23 protein-coding genes and 2 tRNA genes are annotated in these 24436 nt (G+C 60.4%); 5 read left to right on the top strand and 20 right to left on the bottom strand.

All coding sequences use genetic code 11. The annotated features are described in order from the left end of the window. Positions 1-24 precede the first annotated feature (24 nt). The 6 genes from KTJ78_RS13735 to erpA all read right to left on the bottom strand — a co-directional run bounded on the left by KTJ78_RS13735 (position 25) and on the right by erpA (position 5260). Positions 25-1068, bottom strand: coding sequence for an LCP family protein (locus KTJ78_RS13735; RefSeq protein WP_217132202.1), 1044 nt, complete (start codon positions 1066-1068; stop codon positions 25-27). Between the two features lie 179 nt (positions 1069-1247). After that, entirely contained in the window at positions 1248-1754 is a 507-nt protein-coding gene (locus KTJ78_RS02045) for a GNAT family N-acetyltransferase (RefSeq protein WP_217132199.1), read from the bottom strand. 2 nt (positions 1755-1756) lie between these two features. Continuing rightward, complete coding sequence (ctaF, locus tag KTJ78_RS02040) at positions 1757-2179, bottom strand: aa3-type cytochrome oxidase subunit IV (protein WP_217132197.1); 423 nt, start codon at positions 2177-2179, stop codon at positions 1757-1759. A 14-nt stretch (positions 2180-2193) separates the two neighbouring features. Next, complete coding sequence (gene ctaD / locus KTJ78_RS02035) at positions 2194-3852, bottom strand: aa3-type cytochrome oxidase subunit I (RefSeq protein WP_217132195.1); 1659 nt, start codon at positions 3850-3852, stop codon at positions 2194-2196. Between the two features lie 14 nt (positions 3853-3866). Further along, positions 3867-4724, bottom strand: coding sequence for an aa3-type cytochrome oxidase subunit II (ctaC, locus tag KTJ78_RS02030; RefSeq protein ID WP_217132194.1), 858 nt, complete (start codon positions 4722-4724; stop codon positions 3867-3869). Positions 4725-4891: 167 nt separating this feature from the next. Then, a complete protein-coding gene (gene erpA / locus KTJ78_RS02025) occupies positions 4892-5260 on the bottom strand; it encodes an iron-sulfur cluster insertion protein ErpA (RefSeq protein WP_217132192.1) in 369 nt (122 codons plus the stop codon). 143 nt (positions 5261-5403) lie between these two features. On the opposite strand from erpA, the gene KTJ78_RS02020 reads away from it, so the two are divergent. Further along, complete coding sequence (locus KTJ78_RS02020) at positions 5404-5985, top strand: DUF3043 domain-containing protein (protein ID WP_217132190.1); 582 nt, start codon at positions 5404-5406, stop codon at positions 5983-5985. 65 nt (positions 5986-6050) lie between these two features. Here the strand turns inward: KTJ78_RS02020 and KTJ78_RS02015 are convergent, their stop codons facing one another. From KTJ78_RS02015 to KTJ78_RS01960, 12 genes are all read right to left on the bottom strand, one after another. Continuing rightward, entirely contained in the window at positions 6051-7094 is a 1044-nt protein-coding gene (locus KTJ78_RS02015) for a quinone-dependent dihydroorotate dehydrogenase (protein ID WP_369807960.1), read from the bottom strand. 9 nt (positions 7095-7103) lie between these two features. Further along, positions 7104-7559: a transcriptional regulator NrdR gene (gene nrdR, locus KTJ78_RS02010; RefSeq protein WP_217132186.1), complete on the bottom strand. Its 456-nt coding sequence runs from the start codon at positions 7557-7559 to the stop codon at positions 7104-7106. Between the two features lie 106 nt (positions 7560-7665). Beyond that, positions 7666-9210 carry a methyltransferase gene (locus KTJ78_RS02005; protein ID WP_217132185.1) on the bottom strand — a complete coding sequence of 515 codons (1545 nt, stop codon included), beginning with the start codon at positions 9208-9210 and terminating at the stop codon, positions 7666-7668. A gap of 4 nt (positions 9211-9214) precedes the next feature. Then, positions 9215-9985, bottom strand: coding sequence for an SDR family oxidoreductase (locus KTJ78_RS02000; RefSeq protein WP_217132184.1), 771 nt, complete (start codon positions 9983-9985; stop codon positions 9215-9217). Positions 9986-10000: 15 nt separating this feature from the next. After that, positions 10001-11548: an apolipoprotein N-acyltransferase gene (gene lnt, locus KTJ78_RS01995; protein WP_217132183.1), complete on the bottom strand. Its 1548-nt coding sequence runs from the start codon at positions 11546-11548 to the stop codon at positions 10001-10003. Further along, entirely contained in the window at positions 11545-13743 is a 2199-nt protein-coding gene (locus KTJ78_RS01990; protein ID WP_217132182.1) for a DEAD/DEAH box helicase, read from the bottom strand. Before KTJ78_RS01990 ends, lnt begins: the two co-directional genes overlap by 4 nt. Next, positions 13740-14492 (bottom strand): twin-arginine translocase subunit TatC, encoded by a 753-nt coding sequence (gene tatC / locus KTJ78_RS01985; RefSeq protein ID WP_217132181.1) that lies wholly within the window; start codon positions 14490-14492, stop codon positions 13740-13742. The genes KTJ78_RS01990 and tatC overlap by 4 nt, the downstream gene beginning before the upstream one ends. A 46-nt stretch (positions 14493-14538) precedes the next feature. Further along, positions 14539-15543, bottom strand: coding sequence for a helix-turn-helix transcriptional regulator (locus KTJ78_RS01980; protein WP_217132180.1), 1005 nt, complete (start codon positions 15541-15543; stop codon positions 14539-14541). Continuing rightward, positions 15540-16529, bottom strand: a complete 990-nt coding sequence (locus KTJ78_RS13840; protein ID WP_217132178.1) for a helix-turn-helix transcriptional regulator — start codon at positions 16527-16529, stop codon at positions 15540-15542. Before KTJ78_RS13840 ends, KTJ78_RS01980 begins: the two co-directional genes overlap by 4 nt. A 17-nt stretch (positions 16530-16546) precedes the next feature. Continuing rightward, positions 16547-17512: a hypothetical protein gene (locus KTJ78_RS01970; RefSeq protein ID WP_217132176.1), complete on the bottom strand. Its 966-nt coding sequence runs from the start codon at positions 17510-17512 to the stop codon at positions 16547-16549. A 60-nt stretch (positions 17513-17572) separates the two neighbouring features. Next, entirely contained in the window at positions 17573-18553 is a 981-nt protein-coding gene (locus KTJ78_RS01965; RefSeq protein ID WP_217132679.1) for a tRNA (adenine-N1)-methyltransferase, read from the bottom strand. A 20-nt stretch (positions 18554-18573) separates the two neighbouring features. After that, complete coding sequence (locus tag KTJ78_RS01960; protein WP_217132174.1) at positions 18574-19245, bottom strand: HAD family hydrolase; 672 nt, start codon at positions 19243-19245, stop codon at positions 18574-18576. Between the two features lie 38 nt (positions 19246-19283). Between KTJ78_RS01960 and KTJ78_RS01955 the strand changes: the two genes are divergently transcribed. After that, complete coding sequence (locus KTJ78_RS01955; protein ID WP_217132172.1) at positions 19284-20414, top strand: proteasome assembly chaperone family protein; 1131 nt, start codon at positions 19284-19286, stop codon at positions 20412-20414. Here KTJ78_RS01955 and mshC read toward each other — a convergent pair. Together mshC and KTJ78_RS01945 are read right to left on the bottom strand one after the other, a co-directional pair. Next, positions 20411-21679, bottom strand: a complete 1269-nt coding sequence (mshC, locus tag KTJ78_RS01950; RefSeq protein WP_217132171.1) for a cysteine--1-D-myo-inosityl 2-amino-2-deoxy-alpha-D-glucopyranoside ligase — start codon at positions 21677-21679, stop codon at positions 20411-20413. The genes KTJ78_RS01955 and mshC overlap by 4 nt on opposite strands. 77 nt (positions 21680-21756) lie before the next feature. Next, on the bottom strand, positions 21757-23076 hold the full coding sequence (locus KTJ78_RS01945; protein WP_217132170.1) for a M20/M25/M40 family metallo-hydrolase: 1320 nt from the start codon (positions 23074-23076) through the stop codon (positions 21757-21759). Positions 23077-23181: 105 nt separating this feature from the next. Here KTJ78_RS01945 and KTJ78_RS01940 point away from each other — a divergent pair. The 3 genes from KTJ78_RS01940 to KTJ78_RS01930 form a co-directional block, all read left to right on the top strand. After that, positions 23182-23268 (top strand) — tRNA-Leu (locus KTJ78_RS01940). Between the two features lie 436 nt (positions 23269-23704). Continuing rightward, a tRNA-Leu gene (locus tag KTJ78_RS01935) sits at positions 23705-23791 on the top strand. Between the two features lie 165 nt (positions 23792-23956). Continuing rightward, positions 23957-24436 (top strand): hypothetical protein (locus KTJ78_RS01930; RefSeq protein WP_217132169.1); only part of this gene is annotated, 480 nt, incomplete at its 3' end.

The following is a 24436-nucleotide window of genomic DNA, read 5'->3' as shown; positions in this document are numbered from 1 at the left end:
TAGCGCGTGTGGCACCCAAGTCTGTTACATCCGCGTGTCTGGATTCCAATCACGCACGGTGTCGTTCTTAAAACGCTCTGCGAGCCTCTCCCACGCCTCCCAATCAGGAACAACGATTGACTGACCGTCGGCAGAAGTGCCGGTTCCGTTCGTCGGAGAAGTGAAGAACGTCACGTCTTTGCCCCGAACATCCCGCAGCTCAAGTGCTTCCCCTGCCAGGTAACTCGAAGTGAATCCGGCATCTGCTGTCACAAACGGCGCGAGTGCGCTTACTGCGTCTTGGAGACGCATTGGATTCGTGAGTGTTTCTTTGCTCATGAGTTCGTTAAGAACGGCCTTCATGTATAGCTGCTGGTTGCGAACGCGTGAGTAATCGCCATCGGAGAACGCATACCGTGCACGCACAAACTTCAACGCGTCTTCACCGTTCAGCGTGATCTTGCCTTCGGCAAAGTCGGCGCCGCGGTCAGAGAAAGCGATGGGGTTATTGAGCGTCACTCCCCCGAGAGCGTCAGTGAGTCCTTCGAAGCCAGTAAAGTCGATGACGACCACGTGGTCAATCTGGTCTTGAATGAGACCTTCGACGCTTTCAACAAGCATGGGGACACCGCCGACAGCGAGTGCCGCGTTAATTTTTGCTTCTTGGCCATTTGGCAGTTCAACCCAGTTGTCTCGCATGATCGACATAATCTGCACCGACTTTGAATTTGCCGGAATATGGGCCACCATGATCGTGTCAGAACGCTGCCCTGAGATGTCGTCGATGTCATCGCCAATTTCACCACGGGTGTCGGAGCCGAGTAACAGAATATTGCGTGGCCCTTCGACATCAGCGACACGGTTCTCGCTCGTAGGGAACGGATTATCGATGAGCTCTATCTGATTGAACGATTTGTTGAGCTTCAGCAGGTACCAGCCAACAACCCCTGCTAACGCAACCAGTACCACGAGAATGATGATGATGGTGTTGCGCAGCCACCGGCGTTTCTTCTTAACGGGTCCGGGCGCTTCTTCAGCCACCTCGAGCTCATCAAAGATGCTCAGTGGGTTATTTTCTGAACTATTCACAAAGCTATATTGCCAGACAATTGCTGATTTGTGCGAATTACCATGCAAATCGCGCCATCCCGTTGCAACGGAACACCGAGCGTGTTAGGCCTCGACAGGGACAGCTATGGGGAGGCTAAGGCGTATAAACAGTGGTGGGCCCTCTCATTCGAGAGGGCCCACCGAAAAAACACGGAGCACTAGCCGTGGCCAAGTACCTTTCGGTAATGCTCGCCAACTGGCTCGTAGCCGATGTGATTAAAGAACGAACCAATGCGTGCGGTCGACGCAGAGATCTGTTGAACTCCACGCACATTACAGTACCGCTCGTTCACCTGCATCAGACGCTCACCGACACCCTGTCCGCGAACACTCTCGTCAACGACGATCTCTTGAATGTGAGCGGTAAGGCCCGAGGCGTGCAAGAGCCGCGAAACCGTCATCAAGGTGTACCCGACAACTTTGTTACGCACATCAGGTTCGTCGCTCTTCTCCACCAAGCCGTCGAGTGAACGAACCGTTACCTTCTCATCTGAATACGCCACAAAAAGAACGTTCGTCTCTTGGTCGCGGTACTTGAGAACGTTATCGAGCGTAACGATGAAATCGTCTTTGCTGATGGCTGTTCTTCCGGTCGTGTACTGACGCGCGAGCGCGAAGAGCTCGTAAGCATCTTCGCGCTCGGCACGTCTGGTGTGAATAATCATGCTTAGCGAGCGTGCAATCCACGGTAGTGTTCGTACACCCACCCGATAGCGCCGACTACAAGAATTGGCGCTGCGAAGAAGATGACGAAGAAGTTACCGTTGAGCGCGAAGCCGAACACAACTGCCGAGCCACCGAAGGCGAAGACGATGGGCCACCAGCTCCAAGGAGCAAAGTGACCAATCTCTGGGTCGCCGTCGTCGATGTCAGCATCGTCGAGATCTTCGTGCAAGGTGCCGCCCTGGTTTTTTACAACCAGACCGAGGTAGAACGCAATCATTGCCGAGAGCGCACCCGAGAGAATGAGGGCGGTGGTACCGACCCACTCGAGGCTGTCGTGGTCAATGAAGTTCCAGACCGAGTACACGACTGCGAGCACCCAGCAGTAAGTCGCGAGCGACCAGAAGATGATGATATTACTCTTCATGTGTGAGCCCTTCCCTACTTACTATCGCCAGCAAGTTCATGCTGTTCTTTGACGGGGTATTCGACCTGCTTCACGCCGGTGACCTCGGGGTGGTTGAGGTCGAAGGCGGGAGATTCCGAGCGAATGCGAGGAATCGAGGTGAAGTTGTGACGTGGCGGCGGGCAGCTCGTTGCCCACTCGAGTGAGCGGCTGAAGCCCCACGGGTCGTTGACCGTAACCTTCGGCGCGTTGCGGTGCGTCAGGTATACGTTCAGCAGGAACGGAAGCATCGAAGCACCGAGAATCATCGAACCAACGGTCGAGATCTGGTTCATCCAGGTGATGCCATCCTCGGGCAGGTAGGTGTGGTAACGACGTGGCATCGCGACAACACCGATCCAGTGCTGGATGAGGAAGGTCATGTGGAAACCGATGAACAGCGTCCAGAAGTGGATCTTGCCGAGGCTCTCGTTGAGCATCTTGCCAGTCCACTTCGGCCACCAGAAGTAGAAGCCTGCGAACATGGCGAACACCACGGTACCGAACACAACGTAGTGGAAGTGCGCGATCACGAAGTACGTGTCTGAGATGTGGAAGTCGAGTGCCGGTGAAGCAAGGATTACGCCGGTGAGGCCACCGAAGACGAAGGTCACGAGGAAGCCGAGTGACCAGAGCATCGGGGTTTCAAAGGTGATAGAACCGCGCCACATCGTACCGAGCCAGTTGTAGATCTTCACGCCAGTGGGCACGGCGATGAGCATCGTCATGAGGGCGAAGAACGGCAACAGCACTGAACCGGTGACGTACATGTGGTGAGCCCACACCGTCATCGAGAGTGCAGCAATCGAAATCGTTGCGATAACGAGCGTCTTGTACCCGAAGATCGGCTTACGGCTGAACACTGGGAAGATCTCTGAAACGATGCCGAAGAACGGAAGCGCGATGACGTACACCTCTGGGTGTCCGAAGAACCAGAAGAGGTGCTGCCAGAGAATCGGACCACCTGTTTCAACCCCGTAGACGTGCGCACCAAAGATACGGTCTGCTGCGAGGCCAAAGAAGGCCGCTGCGAGGATCGGGAAGATCAGGATCACGATGATCGAGGTGATCAGGGTGTTCCAGGTGAAGATCGACATGCGCCACATGGTCATGCCAGGAGCACGCATCGTCAGGATCGTGGTGATGAAGTTTACGCCACCAAGAATCGTGCCGAAGCCACCGATACCGAGACCGAGTACCCAGAGGTTACCGCCAACACCGGGCGAGAAGGTCTGGTCAGAAAGTGGCGTGTAAGCGAACCAGCCAAACGATGCTGCACCCTGCGGGGTGAGGAAGCCTGCAACCGCAATGGTTGAGCCGAAGGTGTAGAGCCAGAATGCGAACGCATTGAGGCGCGGGAACGCAACGTCAGGAGCACCGATCTGCAGTGGCATCAGGACGTTCGCGAAGCCTGCGAAGAGTGGCGTCGCAAACATCAGCAGCATGATCGTGCCGTGCATCGTAAAGAGCTGGTTGTACTGCTCACGCGTGGCGACGATTTCGAGGCCAGGCTGGAACAGCTGTGCGCGGATGATCAGGGCCATGAGGCCACCGATCAAGAACCACGCAAACGAGCTGATCAGGTACATGTACCCAATCACCTTGTGGTCGGTGGAGGTGATCCACGAAACGACCATATTACCTTTTTTAGACATAGATATCTCTCGCCTTAACCTTCTTGGCTCACTTCGTCAGCTGGCACGCCAGCGCCAGGCAGGTTCTGGTTCGGGTTGTAATCGACGCCCAAGAAGCCGTGGTTATCTGGATCCTTCTTGAGGTCGGCGATGTACGCGTCGTACTCGTCTTGCTCAACAACACGCAGTTCGAAGAGCATCATCGAGTGGTACTCGCCACAGAGCTCGGCACACTTACCCATGTAGGTGCCAGTCTTCTCTGGAGTGAAGCTCATGTAGTTGCTCTTGCCAGGGATCATGTCCTTCTTGTAGAGGTACTCAACAACCCAGAACGAGTGAATCACGTCGCGTGACTCAAGCTTGATCTCAGTGGTCTTGCCGACTGGCAAGTAGAGCACTGGCATGGTCTCGGGGAGGGCCGAGCCATTCTCATCGGTCTGCACCTGCACACCTGAGAAGTGGACTCCCTCATCGAGGTAGTTAAAGTCCCACGCCCAACGCTTGCCAACGACCTCGATCCTGGTTTCAGGCGCATCGTAGCGGGCTTCAATCTTGGCCTGCTCCTGTGCGGTGAAGGCGAAGAACCCTAGTACGAGCATCACTGGAACCGCAGTGAAGAACGTCTCAATTGGCATGTTGTAACGGATTTGGGCTGGAACACCCGTCTGCCCCTTACGGCGACGGTACGCGATGGTTGCCCAGATAATGAGCCCCCATGTAATCGCGCCAACCAGGAGCAAGACGATCCATGAGGTCACCCAGAGACCGGCAATGCCATCCCAGTGGTTCGTGACACCCGACTCTCCAGGGAGAAACCCCTGTTTTTGCTCTTGTGTGCAGGCAGAGAGCACCAGCACGGAAGCCAGAGCTACCGGGGCTGCTACCCACTTCATTCGACGATTGGAACGCACCGCATACCTTTCGAAAGTGAATTATTTGTAATGTCGTAAAGCTGATTACTCCCTGATAGCTTAGCGTGAATCTGCTGATGCTCGTGACACACGCCGTGCTTTTAGGGTAATCATGACGATTTGATGCTTATTTAACGGTTTTTGAAGGATTAGCTGAAGCTATCGCCGCAGGCGCAGCTTCCGGCGGCATTCGGATTGTCGATCGTGAACCCCTGCTTCTCAATGGTGTCTGAGAAGTCGATCGATGCTCCGTTGAGATACGGAACACTCATGTTGTCAACCACGACGTCTACACCATCGAAATCGACAATCGCATCATTCTCGAGTTCACGCTCATCAAAAAAGAGCTGGTAAATGAGACCTGAGCACCCACCCGGCTGAACCGCGATGCGAAGCCGCAAATCATCTCGGCCCTCTTGGCGTAGCAAGGCTTTGACCTTCTGCTGTGCTTCGTCGCTCAGAGTGACCCCGTGAGCCGGGGTGTTCGTGGCCTCTGCCACTGCTTGTTCGACAGACATAATGCTGCACACTCCTCACACGCGTTTTTGGCAAACGCAATCACCTTCCAGTGTACTCCACCTTTAAGCTCATGCCAGACTTGGTAGGCTTACCGGGTACTAATTTCTTGACGACTCTGTAATGAATATGTGAGGCAGGAACAGTGGCAGAACCCGCTGACAAGGGCGAAAGCACCCAGAAAGAACAGCGCGAGTCGAAGCAGACCGCGCCGAAGGGGCGCCCCACCCCATCGCGAAAGGCTGCTCAGGCAGCGAACGCAAGGCCGTTGGTGCCAGGCAAGATGGACAAAGACGCCCAGCGCCAAGCAAAGCTCGCCGAGCGCGAGGCCCGCGAGAAGGCCCGTGTCGGCGCGATGATGGGTGACGAGAAGTACCTCCCCGCGCGCGATCAAGGCCCGCAGCGCAAGCTGGTGCGCGATTTCGTCGACTCGCGACTGAACTTTGGTGAGTGGATGATTCCGCTCATGGTTGTCGTGTTGCTGCTCACACTCATTCCGAACGACGGCCTGCAGCTCATCTTCCTGAGCGCCATCTGGGGCTACGTTGCTCTCTCGGTCATTGACGCGTGGTTGTGCGGCCGCAAGGCCTACAAGCTCGTCGCAGAGCGATTTGGTGCGGATCGGGTCCAGTCTGGAACCAAGATGTACGCTGCCATGCGTTCACTGCAGATGCGCATGTTGCGCATGCCAAAGGCCCAGGTTAAGCGCGGCCACAAGCTCCAGTAAACGTACTCAGCAAATAACAACTCGGCCCCCTCTCTCACTGAGACGAGGGGGCCGAGTTGTTTGCGCTAGCGCTTGGTGCTTGGCTGCCGCCAGCCTCGTTTGCGAAGACCACGGTTAATGTTTCGAGCCCAGAGCGGCCCCTCATAAAGGAACGCGGTGAATCCCTGCACAAGGGTTGCTCCCGCGTCGAGCCGCTCGATGACATCGTCTGCGGTGGTGATGCCGCCGACAGAGATGACGCAGAGCTCTTCGGGTGCTCGGGAGCGAATGCGCTTCAGTACCTCGAGGGCACGTTCTGCGAGTGGTTCTCCTGAGAGCCCGCCATCGCCGATTCGCGTAAGCTCCTGCGGAGCGGCCTTGAGTCCTTCCCTTGCGATGGTTGTGTTCGTCGCAATAATGCCGTCGAGACCGAGCTTGACGATGAGGTCAACGATCGCGTCAATCTGTTCATCGCCCATGTCGGGAGCAATTTTCACGAGCACCGGGGTGCCCGCGGCCTGTTCAAGAACGCTTGCGAGCAATGGTTCGAGAGACTCGAGCTCTTGCAGACCACGGAGTCCTGGTGTGTTTGGCGAACTCACGTTGACTGCTAGGTAGTCGGCCACGGGAGCGAGACGCTGTGTGCTGATGACGTAGTCGTCAGTCGCCTGTTCGACCGGAGTTGAGCGGTTCTTGCCAATGTTTGCACCGATGATTGGGCGCTTGGTGCGTTTGACTGCCTGCGAGATGCGCGTTTCGGCAAGCCACGAGCCTTTATTATTGAAGCCCATCCGGTTGACGACGCCTCGGTCATCGACGAGCCTGAAGAGGCGCGGCTTTGGGTTTCCAGGCTGCCCCACCGGGGTCACCGTGCCGATCTCAACGTGTCCGAAGCCGATGGCACCAAGGCCGTCAATGCCCTCGGCGTTTTTATCGAAGCCGGCAGCGATACCGAATGGACTCTCAAAGGTGAGGCCGAGGGTTTCGACCTTGAGGCTCGAGTCAGGCTTGCAGAGCCAACGCACGGGCGAACGGAAGACGCCGAACACCTTAATCGCCGCGAATGCGAGGTGGTGCGCCGTCTCAGGGTCCATACGGCAGAAGACGTGCTTGAACAGTGTCGGGTACAGGCGCATGGCTTAGCTTTCTGAGGTGGTTTGACGAAGGTCGGCGATCGCTGCCTCGAAGTCATCGAGCGAATCAAAACCCTGGTAGACACTCGCGAAGCGGAGATACGCGACTTCGTCAAGGGTACGCAAGTGTGGCAGTACTGCGAGACCGATATCGTTGGCGTCGAACTGTGAGCTTCCGCTCTGTCGCAGGTTTTCTTCAACGTTTTGCGCGAGCTTTGCGAGGTCGGTGTCGGTGACGGGCCTTCCCTGACACGCCTTACGCACGCCCGTTACGACCTTGTCGCGGCTGAAGGCCTCAATGACCCCACTGCGCTTAATCACCATGAGGCTGGCCGACTCGAGCGTGTTGAACCGCCCGCCGCACTTCGGGCACTGCCTACGGCGACGAATCGAAGCGCCATCATCAGAGGTGCGTGAATCGATAACGCGCGAGTCTGAGTTGCGACAGAACGGACAGTGCACAGGGTGCTCCTTGGGTTTCAGGGTACGACTTCACCGAGGTCGGCGCTCACGCAGAGGGTACCGTCTCACGAATGCGAACACCCTACCCCATGAGCGACCTCTCTCGTTACGTCAATTCTAGCTGGTGCTGAGGGGCCGAGGCTTCGAGGAGACCCCGCGCAATGAAGTCTCGCGCTACTCTTGCCGCTTCGAGACGTGCGTCATCGGTCGCGACACCGAGTAACTCGGCGAGAGCACCGGCAATTTCACCGAGCGTGAGGTCGCCATCGCAGGCTCCCAGCATTGCGCTCGTGAAGGTGTCGACCGACTCGAAGCGTTCGATACCGTCACGCAACACAAATGAGATGCTCGTGATTTCTTCGGTGCCAGGCACAAGCGTGCGCACCTCTTCAACACCATCGCAAAGCGAGTAGTGCTTATCGAGCAGTGCGTCGTCGCTCAGTTGCGTCGCGGCTGCGTGCTCAGCGAAGGCTGCAGACCAAGCCGAACCAAAATGCGTCTCGCCGCCCAGCTGCCCCGCGACGCGCTCAGCGTGCACGAACGCGCGTTCGCCGCTTGCCACCATGCGCAACATCACGTAACCAAAGCACACTCGTGAAACGTTACGGCTGGCGAGATCGGCGATCCACTCTGATAAACGGGTGTGGTATCGAGTCTCGTGCTCGCGCAGCCCGCCGTCGCGCAACCACAGCGAGGCGTACTCGAGCGGGGTCTGCCTGCCGCGCTCGATGAGCCATGCCGAGCAGGTGTCACCCGCCTCAGGAACGAGCGAGGCGAGCGCCTGCTCACCGTCTTCGCCGCCCCACACGAACTCCCAGTTCGCGAGGGTGACGAGGTATGCACCTTCGTTGAGCACGGCAGGAACCTCAGCGAGCAGCCGCCTGAGCAGCCGATCACCCGGTTCGTTTGACGAGCGGTAGACAAACTGTTTCGCCGCATCTTCGTGTTGTGGCGAGATCACGAATGGCGGGTTGGTGACCACGAGATCGAAGGTTTCGCCCGTGACCGGGACGAAGAGATCGCCGAGGCGTAGCTCGATGTTTTCGACCTCATTGAGCACCGCATTAGCGCGAGCAAACATAATGGCACGCTCTGAGACGTCGGTTGCGACGACGTGGTCTGCGTACTGAGCCACCATGAGGGCCACAACTCCGCAACCGGTGCCGATCTCAAGCGCCCGGGCAACGGGATTTTGCGGGATGGCTTCAATGAGCGAGCGAGTCGCGCCCCCAACACCCATGACGTGGTCGGAACGAGCTTCGGCCTGTCGCAGATGGTCGTCAAGATCGGAAAGAATAAACCATGATTCGAAGGGGGTCAGGCTCAGGGCAGCACGTACGGTTGAGTCGTTGTGACCGGTGCTCACAAGCCCGAGCCTCTCAGCTCCCTCAAGCCCGAGTGAAGCGAAAGCCTGTGAAGCTTCAGTGCGCGGTACGTCGAGCCCAAGCGCGAATAAACGCATGAGTGTGAGCGTCGCGGCATCGATCTGACCCGCACGCTCGCGATCTGCGAGTTCGCGCTGCGCAGGAAAAACGACTCCCCTGCGCAACGCTTCGCGAGCGTCGGCAGCGACAAACGCTTCGAACTGCTCTGTCGTGTACGAAGACCGCAGAAGGTCTTCGCGAAGACGGTTCAGCGCTGCGGGCTGCACGAGGCTACTTCGCGACGGGAGCGAAGCCCGAGATGTCGCCGACGTAGCGGGTGTTGTTCTCGGCGATGGGCTCAACGGCCGCGAGAGCGACCTCGGCGGCGAACTCGGCAACGTTGTAGAGCTTGCCAGCCGACTCGCGGCGCTCAGAGATCGCACCCGGGTTTGAACGCTCGAGCAGGGTCGCGGTGATCGTACCCTCGATCATGTCGCCTGAGACAACAACGAACTCGATGCCGCGCTCGGTGAGACCGGGAATGCGCTCGCGCAGCGCGTCTTCGCCGGCACGCTTCGAGAGCGCGACGGGCTCGTACTCGGGCATCGTCGGAGTCGTGTGAATGAAGTGTGCCTGGTGGCTCGTCACGAACACGACACGTGAACCCTCTTGCATGAGCGGCAGTGCCGCGTCGAGCATTGCGAGCTGTGCGTCGCGGTTGAGCTTCAGTGCATAGTCTTCAGCCATGCCGCCCTCCATGCCGCCTGATGCGTTGAGCACGAGCACGTCAAGCTGACCGTACTGAGCCTTAACCTCGGCCATCATGCCGCCAACCGACTCGGGGTCAGTGAGATCGGCACCAATGACGAGCGCCTCGACGCCCTTCTCGCGAAGGCCCGTTGCGAGCTTCTCTGCGCGGGCTGCTTTGTTGCGGTAGTTTATGACCACGTTCGCGCCGGCCTCGGCAAAGTAGGTGGTCGTGTCGGCGCCGATGCCACGCGATGAACCGGTTACAAGAACGTTTTTACCGGCGAGCTGGCCAGGCGCGAGAGGGTTAGTCACAGTTGTCTCCTGAGGTTATTTCGAATTCTTCAATCGTACCAGCGTGCATGCCAGCGAGAGCATGCCAAGGGCGATGAGCAGGCCGGCGATGGGTGTGCCGAAGCGCACGGCGGGGGTCGTGCCGGTTACAAGCGGGACCTCGGCCTCCATCGCACCGGGCTGCCAGGGCTCGACCGATGCCAAGACGCTGCCGTCGGGCGCGATGATCTCGCTCGTCGCGACGGTCGAGATGTTCACGATGGCGCGTCCCGTCTCAACGGCACGCAGGCGTGCAATAAACACCTGCTGCTCGCTCTGGTCGGTCGTGCCGAAGTCAGCGTTGTTCGTTTGCGCGAAGATGACCTGGGCTCCCTCGCCCACCATCATTCGTGCCATGTCGTCAAAGACAATGTCAAAACAGATCGCGATGCCTGCCTGCAGCTGCCCCACGGGCAACACCGTTTCGGTTGCACCATGCTGATATTCGAGCTGCACCATATCGACGAGGTCGGGAACGATCGCGTGATAAAACGCCCGGTTCGGCATGTATTCGGCGAAGGGTACGGGGTGACGTTTGTCGAACCGTGGCATGGCTCGCGAGTCAGGTTCAACGACGAGCGACGAGTTCGTGTAGGTACGCTCACCCTCTGGCCCCTCACCGAGAATCGTTCCAGTGACAATCGGTGCATCAGCGAGGCGTGCAAGAGCGCGAACGCGCTGCAGGTTTCGGGGGTTGTCGATGAGTCCGTATTCAGCGCTGTTCTCGGGCCACACCACCGCGTCAACCGGCTCGTTCGAGCCGTCAAGCCAACGCTGCGTCTCACGAATGTGATCGGCGATGACGTCGCCGTTCTCACGGTCGTCGAACACGCCTGAGCGGGAATTGCCCTGAATGCCCACGATGCGCGCCGTGTCGGTCACCTCAAGCGCGGCTAGCGGCACGAACGATGCCACACCAATGGTGGCCGCCACGGCCACGAGAGACACGGGAGCATGGAAAACGCGGGGCTTCGCGAAGAACACCGCTACGGGAACCGCCATGAGCATGACGATAAGCCCGGTGAGCCCGGCAAAGCCGAGATACGAGACGAGCGAGAGCAACGGCCCCTCTGCTTGCGTGTGCGCGAGGCGGCCCCACGCGAAGCCGCCGTACGGAAAGGTCGACTGCACACCTTCGCGAGCGACCCAGAGACCGGCAACGCTCACCACCTGCAGCGTCACCGTAATGAGCACGCTAAAGCCGCGTTGCGAAAGACTGCTCGTGACCCGCGAGATCGCTCCTCCCATGAGCACGAACCAGAGCACCATCGCACCGCTCAGCGCCGCCCAGGGAATAAGCCCCAGGTACAGTGTGAGCCAATCGATGAGCGGCAGCCACAGGGCTGCTCCGGCGATGAGGCCGAGCCACAGCCCGTGGCGACCCTTCTGATTCCAGAGGGCGGTGAGAATCGCGAGTACGCCTGCGAAGGCGCTGATCCACAACGATTGGCCAGGGTAAGCGAGCATGACGAGCAGCCCGCCCAGGGCCGCGAGTGGCGCGGCAAAGATGAGCGGTACCCGGCGAAGGGTGGGCTTTTCGGTCACGCCGTGGCCTTTGACGAGGCGATGATGCCCCGGTCGATGAGGTTTCTGGCTTCGCGTGCGCGCTCTGCGAGCGGGTGATCGAGGCCGGCAATCTGATCGAGCAGGTCGATGGTCTGTTTCGTCACGCGAACCATGTCACCAGGGATCAGGTGGGTGCGCTCGAGCGTCTCTTCCATCGTGCGACCCGAGGCCCAGACATGCATGGCCTGCATGAGGCCAGGGTGCGGTCGCTCTTTCAGCGGCAAGTGATGCTGCTCTTCGAGGCCGTCGAGCCTCGCCCAGTGATCGAGCGTGTCAGCATAGGCGTTGCGCAGGGCCTCACCAGGAATGCGCGGCTCCCATCCCTCGTCTTCGCGGCGCGGCTCGTACACGACGCCTGCGGCGAGTGAGGCGAGCTGCGGCGGCGTGAGCGCGTTCCACACGCCATAGCGCAGGCACTCGGCAACGAGCAGGTCGCGCTCGCCATAGAGGCGACGTAACAGCTCGCCGTGCTGCGTCGGCTTCAGTGTTTCGCCCGTGTCGGCGAGATAGCCGAGGCTCTCGAGCACGAGGGTCACACGGTCGAACACCCGTGCAATCGTGCTCGTTCGGCGGCTCACCTGGCGCACCTTGCGGTCGGTCTCACGCTTGAGTTTCGCATAACGGCGCTTCCACCGTTCTCGGTCGGCACCCTTGGCCCGCTGCATCGCCCGCTCGTAGCCCGCGAGCGACTTCTGCTGGTCCTGCGCCGCTTGCGCGAGGGTCACCATATCTTTGTCGGCCTGGAACTGCGCGAACGAGCGCTCCAGTGTCTCGCGCACCTGTTCGACCGTGTCGCGTTCGAGCAGGTTGACCGCCATGTTGTAGGTGGGCCGAAAGCTCGACTTCAGTGGGTAGAGGCGCTTCGAAGCGAGACCCGCGATCACGTCGAGGTCTTGCCTGCTCTCCCACGAGATGATCGCGTGGCCCTCGGTGTCGATGCCGCGTCGGCCTGCACGCCCCGTGAGCTGCGTGTACTCACCCGGTGTGAGTGGAACGCGCGTCTCGCCGTTGAACTTGTCGAGCTGCTCGATCGTGACGCTCTTCGCCGGCATATTGATACCGAGCGCGAGGGTCTCGGTCGCAAAGACGAGCTTTACGAGCCGCGACTGGAAAAGTGTTTCAACGATCGACTTAAATTGCGGAATGAGCCCCGCGTGGTGCGCTGCGACGCCACGCTCAAGGCCAGAGAGCCAAGCGTTGTATCCGAGCACCGCGAGATCGTCGCGCGAGAAGCCACGCAGCTCGTGCTTGACGATGCGGCGGATCGCGTCGCGCTCCTCCTTCGTCGTGAGCCTCACGCCGTCTTGTAGACAGCGCATGACCGCCATGTCGCAGCCTTTGCGGCTGAAGATGAAGACGATGCCCGGCAAGAGTTTTGCCTCATCGAGCATGTGGGCGAGCCTGCCGTGCTGAATACGGTTGCGCCTCGTGAAACCGCCCCGGCCTCCCCCACGACGATCGCTTTCGCTGCCACGTTCCATGCGCACGAGCTCACGGTTGAGCTTTCCACGTTGGGCGAGCTCGCCGTCGCGGTCGACAAAGAGCGGGTACATCGTGTCTTTGACCATGACGTGCTGAAAGAGCGGAACGGGCCGGTGTTCAGACACGATGACCTCGGTGTTACCGCGCACGGTGTGCAACCAGTCGCCAAACTCTTCGGCGTTCGAAACCGTCGCCGAGAGCGAGACCAGCTTCACGTGCGAGGGCAGGTGCAAAATGACCTCTTCCCATACCGCGCCACGAAAACGGTCGGCGAGGTAGTGCACCTCATCGAGAATCACGTATGCGAGATCGTCGAGGTCTTTCGATCCCTCATAGATCATGTTGCGCAGCACCTCGGTCGTCATGACCGTAATGGGCGCGTTGCCGCGCAGATTCGTGTCGCCCGTGAGCAGGCCTACCTCGTCGTCGCCGTACTCGGCACGAAGCTCATGGAATTTCTGGTTCGACAGCGCCTTAATCGGGGCGGTATAGAACACGCGCCCCTGTTCCCTGCCCCGAGCAAGCCAGATCGCGAACTCGGCGATGGTCGTTTTACCGGCACCGGTCGGCGCCGCGACGAGCACGCTCTTGCCGCGGTCGAGCGACTCGCAAGCGGCGAGCTGGAAGGCATCGAGCGGGTACTTCAGTCGTTCTTGGAACTCGGTGAGGTCTTGGCTCAATGGTTCAGTCATAGGTCGTACTCGGCAAACTCTTCGGTCATGCGCTTCTCGTGCCTTCGATCGTGAATGTACGCGATCAACGCAGCGATAAAGTACAGCAAGATCATGGGAACAGCGAGCAAGAACATGCTCACGAGGTCGGCGGCCGGCGTCGTGATACCGGCGAAGAGAATGATCGCGAGAATCGCGACTCGCCACGACTTAATGATCGACTTGGCCGAAAACACGCCAATGAAGTTCAGGAGCACGATGAACACGGGCATGACGAAACCAATACCCACCGCGAGCATGAGCTTGAAAGCAAGGTCAAGGTACGATCGCGCCGTCAACAGCGCGGGATCTTCGGCGGGCGCAAAGCTGATGAGCAGGCGCACAATGTTCGGGAACACGAGCCAGCCCGCGTAAATGCCAGCGAGAAAGAGCGGAATGGCCGAGCCGAAGAAGCCCACGGTGTAGAGCTTCTCACGTTTGGTGAGACCTGGCGCGAAGAACGCCCAGATCTGATAGAGCCACACCGGTGAGGCAATGATGACCGCGATGAAAAGCGCGATCTGCACCTGTAGGTCGAAGGCGCTCGTCACGTCACCGTAGTTGATCGCGGCGAGCCTTCCGGTCGATTCCTCGATATCTTTGATCGGCCGGCGCAGCACGTCCCAGACATACATCTTGAGGAACCACCCAGCGACCAGGCCCACCATGATCGCGATCGCCGAAATGAGCAGCCGTTTGCGAAGCTCTAAAAAGTGCTCGGCAAGGCTCATGCGGGCTTCCCCGCGCCCCCTTTTTCGTTTCGTTTTGGCCACCGGTTTAGTGTACCGAATCTTTTGCAGTGCCAGCCTGAGGCCACGCTCCGTTGGCGGCACGAGCGGCCTGGGCGGCCCAGTCAGCGACAAGTCTGCGCAGGTGCGGGGGCTGCGTGAGTTCGATGAGGCCAGGGGCGAGGCTCACGAGCGTGATCGCCCTCGCCTCGTGCATGAGCGCGACCCGCACGCGGGCCCTACCGTCGGCTTCGGTGCCGAGCACCTCGGGATCCCACGGACCCAAGCGATACATCACCGTCTCGTCAACGAGTGCCTCTGCATCGATGCCAGTCTCACTCGCCTCACGGTTGAGATTTTCGTGCTCGGCCGGGTGCGTCTGCGCGGCCTCGAGCACAGCAAGCCCCCTCGCAAGATCGACGCGAAATGTGCGCATTGCCTCACGGTCGTGGCACCAGCCCTCGAAACACCATGCGCCCTGCAGTTGGAACAGTCGATGTACGTCGACAACGCGTTCAGATGCAATATCATTTGCGCCACGGTACGAAAACGTGAGCTGTTTGCCAGCCGCGATCGCTTCGTCGGCGACCGCGAGCCGATCAGCAAGCGGATCATCGCCGGTGCTCACCGAGAGCGTCGTCGGCTCGGCGGTGGTCGCGAGCCGCAGTTTTGCCTCCGCAGAACTGGCAACGGTACGCTGCTCTGGCGTGAGCAGCGCCTTCATCGAGTGCAGGCCTGCCAAAATCGCAGATGCCTGCGTCGAGGTGAATCGTGGCGTTCCATCAACGCCTACGACGTGTTTCAGGTGCACAATGCCGTCGAGTTCAAGAGCGTCCCAATCAAGGTCGTAGAGATCCTGGTGCTGGTAGGTCGCCGATTCACCGGGCACTCCCGCGGTGCCGATGAACTCGACGAGCCTCCGCACCTGCTTCTCAGGCACACCGAAGTGCTGCGCGAGGTCGCTGAGCTCGGTCGGGCCGTTCGCCCTGAGATACGCGATGAGGTTCAGCAGCAGCGAAACCTTCTCTGGGGTGGTCCATGCGGTGTTCGTCACGATGCGTTCCCCCCGTGAAGCGTAGCGACCGCCGATGCCAGCCGTTGCACATGCTCGATAAGATCGCTCGGTTCGACCACACTCACGTCGGCTCCATACCCAATGAGTTCTTCGGCAAGGGCAACGTAATCGAGGGTGTTGAGCGTGAGCGAGCCGGTGGCCTCGTCGCGACGTACGGCACGGGCGCTTAGTGCGTGGTCGGCCCGTGATCCTGGCGTCACGACGAGCGTTGCTTCTCGTGACGCCTCGAGCTCTGCGAGTTCGCGCTCAACGGCTGAAGCGCCCTCGCCGAGCGCCTCGTCAAAGGAGTTCGGCAGTATGGTGACCTCGCCCACGATCCGTGAAAGCAGGAAGGTTCGGTAGTCATCACGATCGTGGTCATAGGCGATGAGGTGCCATCGCCGGTCGGCGCGGTGCAGCCTCAGCGGCGCCACCGTTCGCTGCTTCCCCGCTTCGCCGGGCTTGCGGTACATGAACGCGATGTCTCGCCCGGCGACCATCGCCTCGCGAACGCCCGCAACCGAGGGCTCGGCGATCGTCAACACCGGCCCAACCGTCACTGGCTCGTTCACGAGCGGGCCCGAGAGCGAGCCCAGCTTCATGATCGCCCTGCGCGATTCAACGCTCAGGCTGCCCTCTTGCCACACGAGGGCCGCAGCGTTGAGCATGCGCAGCTCGTCGTCACTAAAGGTCAGGGTGTCAGGAATCTGAAGCACCTGCTTGCGAATGCGGTAGTGCGTTTCTTGGTTGTTACCGCTCGAATCGTAGGGTGTGAACGTCTCGAGTGGAATCCCGAGATCGCGAAGCTGATCTTTATCTCGTTCGAACTTTCGTTCAAGCGAGGCGTTATCGCCGCCCCGTCGGTAGCTCTCGGCGTAGCCGTACACCGTCGAGAGCAGCGCCTGCTTTGTCGACCCGCGATCGCCCGTGGTTAAGAGAGCGAGAATCAGACTCAACACACGCTGCTCAGCGCTTGCCTCAGCCACGAAAACGCCCTCCTTGACTAAACCCCTGAAAGAATATCGACGACGTAAATGGTTGCGCCGTACTCGTCATCGGGAACGATAACGACGACCTGTGAGCCGACCTTCGCTCCGGTCAATGCCGCACGAACGGGCTCCTGGTTCTGTGCTTCAGAACCGATCTCAACCGGTCCCTGCTCGGCGAAGGTATTGACGAGCGGGGTACGAGTTCGCGATCCGCCCTCATCACGCCAACCGTCCCACGTCACCTGCATCATGTTGACGACAGCCGAGGTTTCTGCGGTGATCTCTTCACCGTCACCCTCGATGCGAGTCGCCTTGCGCACCTCGGTAGGCGCTTCTGCAGGCGTTGCGATGACACCGGGCTGACCGTCAGCGTTCGAGACGACTCCGGGGAACCCTGCGGGCAGGTCTTTTGCTTTGCCATCGAGCGCGATGGGCTGAACGTCATGCACGTCAACGAGCACAGCGTACGCCGCATCGGGGTTGCCCGCCTGACCAGTCTGACCGCCCGAAAGCATCTCGGCCTCTTCTGGTGAGAGCGTCAGGACGACACGGTCACCTGGGGCCGCGCAGATGAGTCCGCCTGGCAGAACCGCCTGCTCGGCATCGGGCACAACCGCCATCAGCTCGTAGCCGCGGTCATCGGTGAACGACTGGCTCTTCATGAGCGGCTCAGGATTGCCCGCTTCAAACACCGCATAGTTCAGCGAAACGAACGAAGGTTCGGTGACTGCGTTCTCACGGTTCTTGGCCTTATGCACCGTGTACGACTGAGCCGAGCTATAGGTGAAGCCCTCGGGTACGTTCACCACGGGGTCAGAGCCGAAATCGCCAAGCACCGAAACATTCTTTGAGAGTGCTCCCGATGCGTACGGAGCCTCACAGGTTTCGGCGGCCGAGGCCTGCTGCGAGCAGCCGGTAAGCAAACCAGCCCCGAGAAGTGCGGCCCCTGCGAGGGCGATCTGAGCCTTGGTGGTACGCATGAAATCCTTTCGAGCCGCGACTCGCGCGTCAGTGGTGAACCGCTTCATATTCTATGTCACTCAGTCAGGTAGATTGCTGAGCTTGGCATCGCGAATGCGACCCGCCTCGCGGGCCTTTTTGCGAAGAATCTTATCGCTCTTCTCGCGCTGCCCAATGTGACCTGGGGTCCAAGCCTCAACGTCTTCATCACTGAAGTCACTCTTCGAGGCGCGGCGCTTGAGGTCTGGCAAAACCGCGCCGTCTGCGAGGCGCCGCGCGGTGACCAGAAAACCGGTATGACCGACCATCCGGTGGTCAGGGCGCACCGCGAGCCCCTCGACGTGCCAGCCTCGCACGAGGGTTTCTGATGGCTTCGGGTGCGTGAAGCGGCCCGTCGCACGAGTCTCTTCAACGACGCGTGAGAGCTGTGTCACGGTTGCCACGTAGCAAATGATGACCCCGCCAGGCTTCAGCGCGTCGGCAGCCATATCGATGCATTCCCAGGGGGCAAGCATGTCGAGCACGACGCGATCGACGCTTCCTGGGGCACAGGTCGCGGGCAGCGCCTCTTGCAAGTCGCCCACCGTGACGGTCCAGTTCTCGGGGTCTTTACCGTGAAAGGCCGCCACGTTCGCGGTCGCGATGTCGGCGAACTCCTCACGCCGCTCGAACGAGAACAACGACCCTTCGTCGCCAATCGCACGCAAGAGATGCAGTGACAGCGCGCCAGAACCAACGCCGGCCTCAACGACGGTTGCGCCGGGAAAGATATCGCAGAGAGAAACGATTTGGGCCGCGTCTTTCGGGTAGACGATCGCGGCGCCACGCGGCATCGACATGACAAAGTCGCTCAGCAGTGGGCGCAACGCGAGATACTCCTCGCCGGCAGAGTTCGTGATGACCGATCCGTCTGGCAGGCCGATGATCTCGTCGTGGCTCAGCATACCGTGGTGGCTATGAAACGCACCGCCCGCCTCGAGCGTCACGGTGTTCATGCGCCCCTTTGGGCCTGTGAGCTGCACTCTGTCACCCTCGGTAAATGGACCGCTCATCTGCGGCATTGCGTTCGTCGCCTGCTCAGTCAATTCGTTCCCTTCGTCTGAAACAGTGTAACGATCTTGCGGGCATCGAGCGCTTCGAGCGATTTCACGGTGTGGTGAACCGGCGCTTCGCTGAGGTCAACAAGATTTGGCACGCCAATAACGAAAGCCCCTGCCCTACTCGCTGAGGTTGCTCCCGTGACCGAGTCTTCGATCGCAACGCACTGCGAAGGCTCAAGCCCCAGAAGCGCCGCGCCCCGTTCGTAGGGCTCGGGGTGAGGCTTCGGCTCGGAGACGTCATCGCCCGCGATGATGCCCGAGAACGTACCCTCTGGCAGCCGAGCAATCACCTGGGTCGCTTGCTCGCGCGTCGCCATGGTGACGAGCACGTTCGGGATGCCCACACGCGCGGCGTCAGCGGCAAGCTCGCGGGCGCCAGGCATCCAGTCAAGTTCACCGGCGAAGAGTTCGGCATTCACCGACGCGGTGAGCGTGCGCACGATCGTGTCAGCATCGAGGTCGACCCCGCGCTCTTGAAAGATCGCGGCCAGTCTCCAGAGCCCAATGCCTACCCAGTCGTCGTCATCGCTCGGATGCTTCTTCGCACCCCAAGCGTTCAGGAGTTCGTGCTCGGCACGAACCCAGGCGGGCTCGGTGTTCACTATCGTGCCGTCCATATCCCAAAGAATCGCGGCGGGTGCGTCAAGAGTCATTGCTCAGATGATACCGCCAACCGAGGGGGTAGTCTTGAATGATGGACATTTCTGAGAACTCGGCAAGCGACGACCCTCGCATTCTCGTCGTCGCGTTCAACGGGTGGAGCGATGCTGGCAACGCAGCGACTCACGCGCTGAAGCATCTCCAGTCGTATCTCAAACTCGAGCCCGTGCACACGATCAGTGCCGAGGGCTACATCGACCTGCAAATGTACCGCCCCACCGTCACGAAGCTTCCCACGGGCGAGCGCATGATCGAGTGGCCCGACGCGCAACTTTATGCGCCGCTCGTACAGCCAGAAAAGAACCCGCAGCTGCCCGAAACCGAGATACGGCTTGCGGATCACGCGGCTGAGTCTGCGCCGTTCCCCGAGGGGGCCGAGGCCATTTCTCCAGCCGAGCCGCTATCTCCAGCCGAGTCTCTCTCTCCAGCCGAGTCTCTCTCTCCAGCCGAGGCCGACGACGCAAACCCCGCACCAGCGACCGTCACGAACCTGCAGGGCGTTCCCGTCAACAACATCTTCCTGCTCGACGCGACCGAACCCGCCCACCACTGGCTCAGCTACGCCGACGAGGTGCTCGAGCTCATCGACGTGTGGCAAATCGACCTCGTCGTCTTCCTCGGGTCGATGTTCTCTGATGCACCGCACACGCGCCCGATTCAGGTTCGCGTGACCAGCGAAGACCCAGAGATCCGCTCAGAATTTGAGGCAGAAGACAACAACTACGAGGGCCCCATCGGCATTACCGGGGTGCTCAATCACCACCTCACAGCGGCAGACATTCCGAGCGTTTCGCTCTGGGCGCAGGTGCCGCACTACGTGCACAGTGCGCCTTCGCCCAAGGCCACGCTCGCGATCATCGACCGCTGCGAAGAGCTGCTCGACATCGTCGTGCCCCGTGGCGAACTCCTCGACGAGGCCAGCACGTGGGAAGACAGCATTAACCATCTCGCGAGTCAAGACGATGAGATGACCCGGTACATCGAGCGACTCGAAGAGGCGCGTGACAGCGTCGAAGGGCCAGGATCGACCGGCGAGGCGATCGCGCACGAGTTCGAAAAATTCTTGCAGCTGCCCCACGACGAGCCAGGCGATGATCAGCAATCAGCCGATCACCGCGACAAGCCCGACGAGGGCAGCGAAGGCGACGATTCAGACCGCTAGCGGTTCTGCCCCGCTTCGAGCGGGCGCACCGTGACCCCGAGCAGAGCCTCGGTCGCGTCGGCGAGCAGCTGCGGGTCATCGACACCGCGATCCCACGCAGCGTCGAGCGTCGCGAGCATGACTGGCGTGTTGAGATCGTTCGCGATCTCCTGACGCAACTGATTCACGACGGTCTTCGCCGAAAGCGGATCGTCGCTCTGCCTGCTGAAGCCCGTCTGCCACGCAGCGATGCGTCGCTTCGCAAGGTCGAGATCGGCGTCAAACCACTCCCACTCGGTTCGGTAGTGGTGGGCAAGCAACGCAAGGCGGAGCACGCCGGGTGCGACTCCCGAGTCGAGCAGCTCAGAGACGAAGACGAGGTTGCCACGCGACTTCGACATCTTGTGGCCCTGGTACGAGACGAGAGCGACATGACAGTAGTGGTGCGCCATGGGCATGTTCGTGAGCGCGGTCGCGTGAGCGGCGCTGAACTCGTGGTGCGGGAACCTCAGGTCTTCGCCACCACCCTGCACGGTGAACGCCGAACCGAGCGCCGAAACCGCGATCTCAGAGCACTCGATGTGCCAACCGGGGCGCCCCTCACCAACGACGGTCTCCCAGCTCGGCTCTCCCTCGCGCTTGCCGCGCCAGAGCAGCGGATCGAGCGGATCGCGCTTGCCCGCGCGCTCTGGATCGCCGCCTCGCTCCTTCGAGAGCAAGAGCATGAGGTCACGGTCGTACTGCGAGATATCGCCGAGCTGCCATTCAGACGAGCCCGAGGCCTTTTGCGTGTCGAAGTAGATGTCGGCCGCGCCGTCGGGCGAGGGCACCTTGTATGCGAAGCCGAGCTGGTGCAGCTTGTGCACGGCTTCGGCAATCTCGTCGATGCGCTCGGTCACCGCGACGAAGTGCTCGGGCGGAATCATGCCGAGACGATGCATGTCAGAGCGGTACAGCGCAATCTGGTTTGCGGCGAGGTCGCGCCAGTCGACCCCGGTCGCGTTCGCACGCTCAAGCAGCGGATCATCGACGTCGGTAATGTTTTGCGCGTACTCGGTACGCACTCCGCCGTCGAGCCATGCGCGCTGCATGAGATCGAACGCGAGGTAGGTGAAAGCATGACCAATGTGCGTCGCGTCGTACGGGGTGATGCCGCACACATACAGCGTCGCGACTCCCTCTTCGACCGAGACGAACTGTTGTTTATTCGTGGCCGTGTTGAACAGTTTCAGGGTCGGGGCGTTGCCCTCTACCTCTGGAATCTCGGGGGGCGTCCACGTTCTCATTTCGTCCTAGCTTCCCTTCACACACGTAAGCCCGCGGAGGCGCGGGCGGCAAACCTTTACCCTACCGCAGGCACTGCTTAATAAGTCTTGAGCAAATCGACGAGCACGCTGTGCCCGAAGTCGATGGCTTCGAGCGGTACACGCTCGTCGACGCCGTGGAACATGCCGGGAAAATCGAGGTCAGCGGGCAGCTTGAGCGGCGCAAATCCAAAGCCGCGAATGCCGAGCCTGCTGAGCGCCTTATTGTCGGTGCCGCCAGAGAGCAGGTACGGGAGCACGCGCGCCTCGGGGTCATACTTTTTCAGGCTCGCGATCATCGCGTCAACGAGCTCGCCCTCGAACGGAACCTCGAGGCCAACATCGCTGTGCACCGTTTCGATCTCGATGTCGGGCCCGATGATCTCCTGAATCTTCGCGAGAATCGTCGGCTGATCCTTCGGCAGTGAGCGCACATCAACGAGCGCCTCGGCCGTGTCAGGAATGACGTTGTGCTTGTAGCCGGCGTCGAGCACCGTTGCGTTCGCGGTCGTCGTGATGCTCGAACGCAGGAAGCCCGAACCGAGCCCGGCCCGGGCCACGAGCTCACGCGGATCGGTGTCGGCTGGCGCGCCCACGAGGTCTGCGATGCGCTCAAGCAGATCGCTCGTCGTGTCGCAGAGCGCGATCGGCCACTCGTGTCGGCCGAGACGAACGAGCCCCTCGGCAAGTTTGGTGAGGGGGTTATCGGCCGGAATGCTCGAGCCGTGCTGTGCCAGCCCACGGGCGCGCAGCTTGATCCAGTCGAGTGATTTTTCGCCCGTTTGCACGAGGTACGCGCGGGTGTCGCCGAAGTGCACCGAATAGCCGCCGACCTCGCTAATCGCGGTGCCCGCTCCTACGAAGAGCTCGGGGTGTTTCGCGACGAGGTAGTGCGCGCCAAAAATGCCACCGTTCTCTTCGTCAGCGAAGAACGCCAGAATGACGGTGCGGCGTGGCCGCTCGCCAGCCCGCAAGAGCTCGGCGATCGCGGTCATGATCATCGCGTCCATGTTCTTCATATCGACCGCGCCACGCCCCCACAGCATGCCGTCGCGAATAACTCCCGCGAAAGGATCAACGCTCCAGTTCGCTGGGTCGGCTGGAACCACGTCGAGGTGACCGTGCAGCACGAGCGCTGGCAGCTCAGGGTTCTCGCCCTCGACGCGTGCCACAACGCTCGCACGCCCTGGTGCCGATTCGATCGTCACGGGATCGAGCCCCAGATCACGCAGATAGTGGCTGACGTATTCGGCTGCTGGGGCCTCAGGCTCAGCGTCTCCCCCGCCCCTATTTGAAGTGTCAATCATGATGAGATCACGGGCGATACGCACCGTTTCAGAGAGCGATTCGAGGGGCACATCGGTGAGCGTTTCAGTCATAAAACCAGGCTAGCTGAAATCGATGTGCTTCTCGATTAGCGCGTCACTGAAATCTGTGTTAAGTTATTCTCTGTTGCCTGAACGGCCAGGCAGCGAACATTACTCGCGCGGGTGGCGGAATTGGTAGACGCGCTAGCTTGAGGTGCTAGTGCCCATATATCGGGCGTGGGGGTTCAAGTCCCCCTTCGCGCACGTGAGTAAATAGCCCTCGGTCTTCGGACCGGGGGTTATTTTATTTGTGCCGCCCTCGGCCCCCTTCTTGGGCAACCCCGTGTCCTCCGACCGCGCCCCCCTCCCAGCGCCCCCTCCCATCGTCGAAAGGTCAAAAAGTGTCGAAATTTCCGGCAAAATCGACACTTTTTGACCTTTCGACGATCCCGGGTGACGATCCCGGGTGACGATCCCGGGTGACGATCCCGGGTGACGATCCCGGGTGACAATCCCGGGTGACCGGGCGAGTTGGTATGGGACGCGGGCCCGAACGGGCGCCGTACCCGAAAACCAAGGGGGCGCGGCACCCAACACGAACACTTTCTTTTCGCGCGACACGGTGTGTTGTTTTTTCGCAGGCCATTTACGTGTAAGATAAATACCTGTTGCCCGGATGATCTGGCAGCACACATTACTCGCGCGGGTGGCGGAATTGGTAGACGCGCTAGCTTGAGGTGCTAGTGCCCATATATCGGGCGTGGGGGTTCAAGTCCCCCTTCGCGCACGCGAGTGAACGGCCCCTGGTCTTCGGATCATGGGCCGTTTCTGTTTCTGGGGCAAACCCTCCCGCAACGCCAAGGTTCGCCACACACTTGCACCAGTGTCATTCGCGTCATGTCCCGCCCCGAGGGCTCCCGCTACCCCACCCACCGCTGCTAGGGTCAGAGCCATGAAGCTCTGGGCGAGATACTGGAAAACCGCTATCGCGGGATTGACCATTGCCCTTCCCCTCGGCCTCATCATCCAACTCTGTCTCGCCGACCTAGTGGTCCTCGAGAGCAACGGCTGGGTTGCGGTCGTAACGACCGCTTTCTTCGCATCTGTCGTGCTGTGGGTGTGCGCCACGGTGGGAGCCTTCATCGCGCTGTACGCTCGCGACAGAAACCTCACCCGCTCCTCAGATGACCGGGTGCGCATCGCCTCGATTGGAGCATCCCTCGGGGTGTTCGCTCCGTGGCTTGCCTTGGCGCTCGTTTCAGGTTGGGCAGCCATCATCGCAATCGCGCTTGGCGTCGTCAGTTCGGTCGCAGCACTCATTGCGACCATCGTGCTCGTCTCACTCGCCGAGCGCGAGGCCAACGCGGTCACCAAAACCGACGCGACTACCGAGAGCGACCAAGCCGACAAGGCCGACGTGACCAACAACGCC

The sequence above is a fragment of the Leucobacter chinensis genome (assembly GCF_019049105.1).
Lineage (GTDB): Bacteria > Actinomycetota > Actinomycetes > Actinomycetales > Microbacteriaceae > Leucobacter_A > Leucobacter_A chinensis.
This window is presented reverse-complemented; position numbering and strand designations above follow the sequence as displayed.

Coding starts and splice junctions, on each gene's coding strand:
- KTJ78_RS01965 (WP_217132679.1), bottom strand. CDS start 18,553: ATGCCGCAGATGAGCGGTCCATTTACCGAGGGTGACAGAGTGCAGCTC.
- KTJ78_RS01955 (WP_217132172.1), top strand. CDS start 19,284: ATGATGGACATTTCTGAGAACTCGGCAAGCGACGACCCTCGCATTCTC.
- ctaC (WP_217132194.1), bottom strand. CDS start 4,724: ATGAAGTGGGTAGCAGCCCCGGTAGCTCTGGCTTCCGTGCTGGTGCTC.
- ctaF (WP_217132197.1), bottom strand. CDS start 2,179: ATGAAGAGTAATATCATCATCTTCTGGTCGCTCGCGACTTACTGCTGG.
- KTJ78_RS01990 (WP_217132182.1), bottom strand. CDS start 13,743: ATGACTGAACCATTGAGCCAAGACCTCACCGAGTTCCAAGAACGACTG.
- mshC (WP_217132171.1), bottom strand. CDS start 21,679: ATGAGAACGTGGACGCCCCCCGAGATTCCAGAGGTAGAGGGCAACGCC.
- KTJ78_RS01970 (WP_217132176.1), bottom strand. CDS start 17,512: ATGCGTACCACCAAGGCTCAGATCGCCCTCGCAGGGGCCGCACTTCTC.
- erpA (WP_217132192.1), bottom strand. CDS start 5,260: ATGTCTGTCGAACAAGCAGTGGCAGAGGCCACGAACACCCCGGCTCAC.
- KTJ78_RS01945 (WP_217132170.1), bottom strand. CDS start 23,076: ATGACTGAAACGCTCACCGATGTGCCCCTCGAATCGCTCTCTGAAACG.
- KTJ78_RS02045 (WP_217132199.1), bottom strand. CDS start 1,754: ATGATTATTCACACCAGACGTGCCGAGCGCGAAGATGCTTACGAGCTC.
- ctaD (WP_217132195.1), bottom strand. CDS start 3,852: ATGTCTAAAAAAGGTAATATGGTCGTTTCGTGGATCACCTCCACCGAC.
- tatC (WP_217132181.1), bottom strand. CDS start 14,492: ATGAGCCTTGCCGAGCACTTTTTAGAGCTTCGCAAACGGCTGCTCATT.
- KTJ78_RS01960 (WP_217132174.1), bottom strand. CDS start 19,245: ATGACTCTTGACGCACCCGCCGCGATTCTTTGGGATATGGACGGCACG.